Genomic DNA, 4,204 nt, shown 5'->3' with positions numbered 1-4,204 from the left:
TGCCCCTCGTCGACCATGCGCTGGACCAGGTCCGGGTAGCGGGAGGCCATGGTGCCGGTGACGAAGAAGACGGCGTGCGCGTGGTGCTTCTTGAGGATGTCGAGGACCTTCGGCGTCCACTTCGGGTCGGGGCCGTCGTCGAAGGTGAGGACGATGCGGTGGTCGGGCAGGTGCAGGCTGGTCTCCTTGCCGCCGCGGGTGTCGATCACCGGCCCGCCGTCGAGGATCTTCTGCGGCACCTTGTCGGTGGACGCCTCGGGCCGGACCCGGAAGTCGGCGAGGATCTCGCTGTGCACATAGCCGCGCAGCATCAGCATCGCGAGCATCGCGCACAGGAACAGGAGCGGGAGCAGGCTGCGCAGCGGCAGCCGTCGCCGGCCGGCCGCCCGTTTCCCGGAGCGGCGGTTGGAACGGGGTGCCATCAGAGGACGTTCTCCGTGTGCGAGGAGGAGTTCGAGGAGGCGCCGCCGGCGCTCGACCGGACGGTGACCGGGGCCGGGGCCGCTTGTGCGACCGGGTGCGCTCCGGCGTCCGGGCTGGCCTGCGCGACCGGGTGCGCCCCGGCGTCCGGGCTCGCCGGAGGCGTGGGCGTGGGCGAGCCGTCGCCCGGCCCGGACGGGGACGGGGAGGAGACGACCGGCGGGGACGACTCCGCCACCGGGCTCTTGGAGCTCGAGCTAGGGCTGGGCCTCGCGGAGGCGCTGGCCGACGGCCTGGGGTCGGCGGAGGCGCTCGGGCTGCCGCTGCTGCCGGAGGTGCTGGGCTTCGGGGTCCCCGCGGTGGCGGTCGCACCGCCGGGCGAGGTCCCGCCCGGCAGGACCGGCACGCCGGGGCCTGCGTGCGTCGGGCGGGACGTGGCGCTGGGCGCCGGGGAGGTGTCGACCTGGCCGGCGGGCTTGTCGTCGTCCTGGCCCGGGACCGGGACCGGGAGCCAGGGCGCGCTGGAGTTGCCCGACAACAGGGTGACGACGATGACGGCGGCGTAGGCCGCGCAGGCGATCCCCACAGCGATGCCGATCCGTCGGAAGGTGCGGCTGCGCCGCCCCGACTCGTCCACGAAAACCGGTGCGTCGGAGGGCTCCTGTCCGCCGTCCTTGGCGGCCCGCGTGAGCGTCTCGCCGAACTGGACGGCGTCCATCTGGACGGTCACCTCGTCCGGATCGTGCGCGTTGCCGTGCTCCGCGGCCGGCGTCCCGGACTCGCTCCAGGGGTCGTGGACGGCGGGTGGCGTGGCGCCGCCCGCCGACGACAGGATCTCGGCCCCGGGCCGCGAGCCGGTGCCCGGTCCGGTGTCGGATCCGGTCGTGGGTGTCGAGATCCGGGCGCGGCCGCCGTGGCGGCCGGTCCGCCGGGCGCCGGGCGCCGATCCGGTCCGCCCCGAAGGCGGTCCGGATCGCTCCGGGGACGGTCCGGATCGTTCCGGAATCGATCCGGTTCTGCCGGTTCCTAAAAGGCCCTGAGCGTTCTCCCCCGTCGACTGCTGGTCCTGGCTCGACGATGTGCCGGCAGGCCATTTCGGTTGGGCGTCTTTCCGCCACTTTTTCACGTGCGCACTTCCCCCCACGGGACGGTTCCGGAAGCGCGTACGAAGCCGAGCACCCGCCGCCGAACCGGGCCCCCACCCGATTCGAACGCGCCCCATTACCACACCGTGCTCAGACCCACGAATGTAGCGCACAGGCGTGATCCATGTGCGCAGCGTGTCAGGTGTGGGTCGCAATCGTATCTTCATCCATGGCCGGAACCCATCCGTCCGCTGGTCGGCTCAGCCACTTCTCCCGGGCTGCGATCTCGTCCGCGGCCCGCCGAAGAGCGTCAAATCCCGGATGGACCAGCCCCTTTCGCCATACGAGCGACACGGGCGACAAGGGGACCGGATCGACGAGCGGCCGCAGCACCGTCCCCGGCATGGCCGGAAAGCCCACCACGGCCAGAATGGGGTTTCGCAGCTTCGCCATGATCCTGCGGAACTCCTCGTCCCCCACCGCGAGGGGTGCGGGAGACGCGATCGCGATGCCCCGGCATTCGAACAGACGGTGCGCGAGGTCCGTCCACTCCGTCGTCCGCGGGTTGCCCGCACCGGCGTACACCGTCTCGCCCGCCAGCTCGGCCAGCGGCACCTGCGCCAGCGCCGCCAGCCGGTGGTCCTCGGGCAGCACGACCGCCATCGGCTCGTACCGCACGAGCCGGTGCTCCAGCCGGGACCGCAGCGCCGGGTCGAGACCGGCGAACCGCCCGAACGAGACGTCGAGCCGCCCTGCCACCATCTCCGCCGCCGCCCCCGCGAGACCGCTCTCGTAGCGGGCCATCAGCTCCAGCTCGGGGGCGAGTTCACGGGCCCGGTACAGGACCCGCCGCGCGGTTGGCTGGTCCGGGAAGTTGAGGTCCACCAGCAGCGGCCGGGCCTGCCCGAAGGCGCCGAGCAGGTCGTCCTGCGCCTGGAGCACCCGACGCGCCAGCGGCACCAGCCGCTCGCCGTCGCCGGTCAGCGTCACCTGCCGGGTGGTGCGCACCAGCAGCTCGGCCCCCAGCTCCCGCTCCAGCCGCCGCACATCGCGGCTGAGCGCCTGCTGGGCGACGTAGAGTCGGGCCGCGGCACGGGTGAAGTGCAGTTCCTCGGCGACGGCGAGGAACGCGCGCAGGAGCCTGGGGTCGAGGTGTCGGGGAGCGGGCATCCGGTGAACTTACAACAGGAGTGCGTGAATCGGCCCGCAGAAGGTGTTGGACCCGTCGGCAGGCCCGGCGCCACCGTTGATCCATGCCGCAGCCCAGCCGCCACGACACCCCCGACCGGGTTCCGCTCTGGACCGTCACCGCCGATGCCGTCGTCGCCGTCGACTTCACCGCCCGCCGCCGCGTCCGCCCGCCCGGCCCCTACCGCAGGCTCTTCGCCCGCCCCGGCACCCGCGCCTTCACCGCCGGGAACCTGATCGCCCGGCTGCCGATGGGCATGTTCAGCGTGAGCGCGGTCGTGATGATCGCGGGCACCCGCGGCTCGTACGCCCTCGCCGGCGCCGTCACCGCGACCGGGCTCGCCGCGACCGCGCTGGTCGCCCCCTGGATCGCCCGGCTCGTGGACCGGTACGGCCAGGCCCGGGTCGCCGTGCCCGCCGCGCTGTTCGCGGCGCTGGGGTCCCTGGCGCTGGTGCTGTGCGTGCGCCGCGGCGCTCCCGACTGGACCCTGTTCGCCGCCTACGCGGCCACCGCGACGACCCCCAACACCGGCGGCATGTCGCGCGCCCGCTGGGCGCATCTGCTGGCGGACACGCCCGAGGCGCTGCACACCGCGAACTCCTTCGAGCAGGCCGCCGACGAGCTCTGCTTCATGCTCGGCCCGGTCCTCGCGGCCTTCCTGTGCGGGACCTTCTTCCCGGAGGCGGGGACGCTGACCGGGGTGGTCCTGCTGGTGGCCGGGGTGCTTCTGTTCGCCGCCCAGCGCGCCACCCAGCCGCCGCCGCACCGCACCCCCGCGGCCCGTTCCCCGCTGCGCGCCGCCGGTATGCCCCCACTGCTCGCGGTGTGCCTGGCCACGGGCGCGGTCTTCGGCGCGACGGAGGTGGTCACGATCGCGTTCGCGGACGCGCACGGGTACCGCGCGGCGGCGGGCGTGGTGCTCGCCCTCCAGGCGGCCGGTTCGTGCGTGGCGGGGCTGGTGTACGGGGCGCTGAAGCCGTCCGGGCCTGCCGAGTGGCGGCACCCCTGGTGTCTGGCCGCGATGACGGCGATGCTGACGCTCCCGCTGCTCGCGGCCACCCTGACCGGATCGCCCACGCTGCTGGCGGTGGCGCTGTTCGCCGCCGGGACGGCCACCGCCCCCACGATGATCACCACGATGGCGCTGGTGCAGGAACGCACTCCCGAGGGCCGCCTCAACGAGGGCATGACGCTCGCGGTGACCGGCCTGCTCGGCGGTATCGCCTGCGGCAGCGCGGCCGGCGGCTGGATGTCCGAGCACGCCGCTCCGGCCGCCGGGTTCGGGGTGCCGGTCACCGCGGCCGCGGTGGCCCTGCTGATCTCCCTCGCGCACCAGACCTTCGGCGAGTGACACCCGGACCCGCAGCCGATCCGCACCAAGCCCGCGGCCGGGGCGGTGGCCGTGCGCCCCCGGCCCGCCGGGGTAACACCGCCGGCCCATGCCGCGCCCCCCCAAGTAGTGTGCACAACCACCCCCCAACATCCCCCCCCGCGGGGGGGGGGGGGGACG

4 protein-coding genes are annotated in these 4,204 nt (G+C 74.3%); 1 reads left to right on the top strand and 3 read right to left on the bottom strand.

Annotated features, from left to right (window positions below):
- From ABT085_RS44490 to ABT085_RS44480, 3 genes are all read right to left on the bottom strand, one after another.
- Nucleotides 1-422, bottom strand: a 422-nt coding sequence (locus ABT085_RS44490; RefSeq protein WP_351622393.1) for a polysaccharide deacetylase family protein, incomplete at its 3' end; no start/stop codon positions are given.
- A complete protein-coding gene (locus tag ABT085_RS44485; protein ID WP_351622390.1) occupies nucleotides 422-1,138 on the bottom strand; it encodes a hypothetical protein in 717 nt (238 codons plus the stop codon). The genes ABT085_RS44485 and ABT085_RS44490, both read right to left, overlap by 1 nt.
- A 565-nt stretch (nucleotides 1,139-1,703) precedes the next feature.
- Entirely contained in the window at nucleotides 1,704-2,675 is a 972-nt protein-coding gene (locus ABT085_RS44480) for a LysR family transcriptional regulator (RefSeq protein ID WP_351622387.1), read from the bottom strand.
- Between the two features lie 83 nt (nucleotides 2,676-2,758).
- Here ABT085_RS44480 and ABT085_RS44475 point away from each other — a divergent pair, with 83 nt between their 5' ends.
- Nucleotides 2,759-4,045 carry an MFS transporter gene (locus ABT085_RS44475; protein ID WP_351622384.1) on the top strand — a complete coding sequence of 429 codons (1,287 nt, stop codon included), beginning with the start codon at nucleotides 2,759-2,761 and terminating at the stop codon, nucleotides 4,043-4,045.
- The last annotated feature ends 159 nt before the right edge of the window (nucleotides 4,046-4,204 follow it).

The organism is Streptomyces sp. NPDC002265 (assembly GCF_040296125.1).
In the GTDB taxonomy this organism is placed as follows: Bacteria; Actinomycetota; Actinomycetes; order Streptomycetales; family Streptomycetaceae; genus Streptomyces.
The sequence above is the reverse complement of the archived record's forward strand: the minus strand, read 5'-3'. Positions and strand labels throughout refer to the sequence as shown.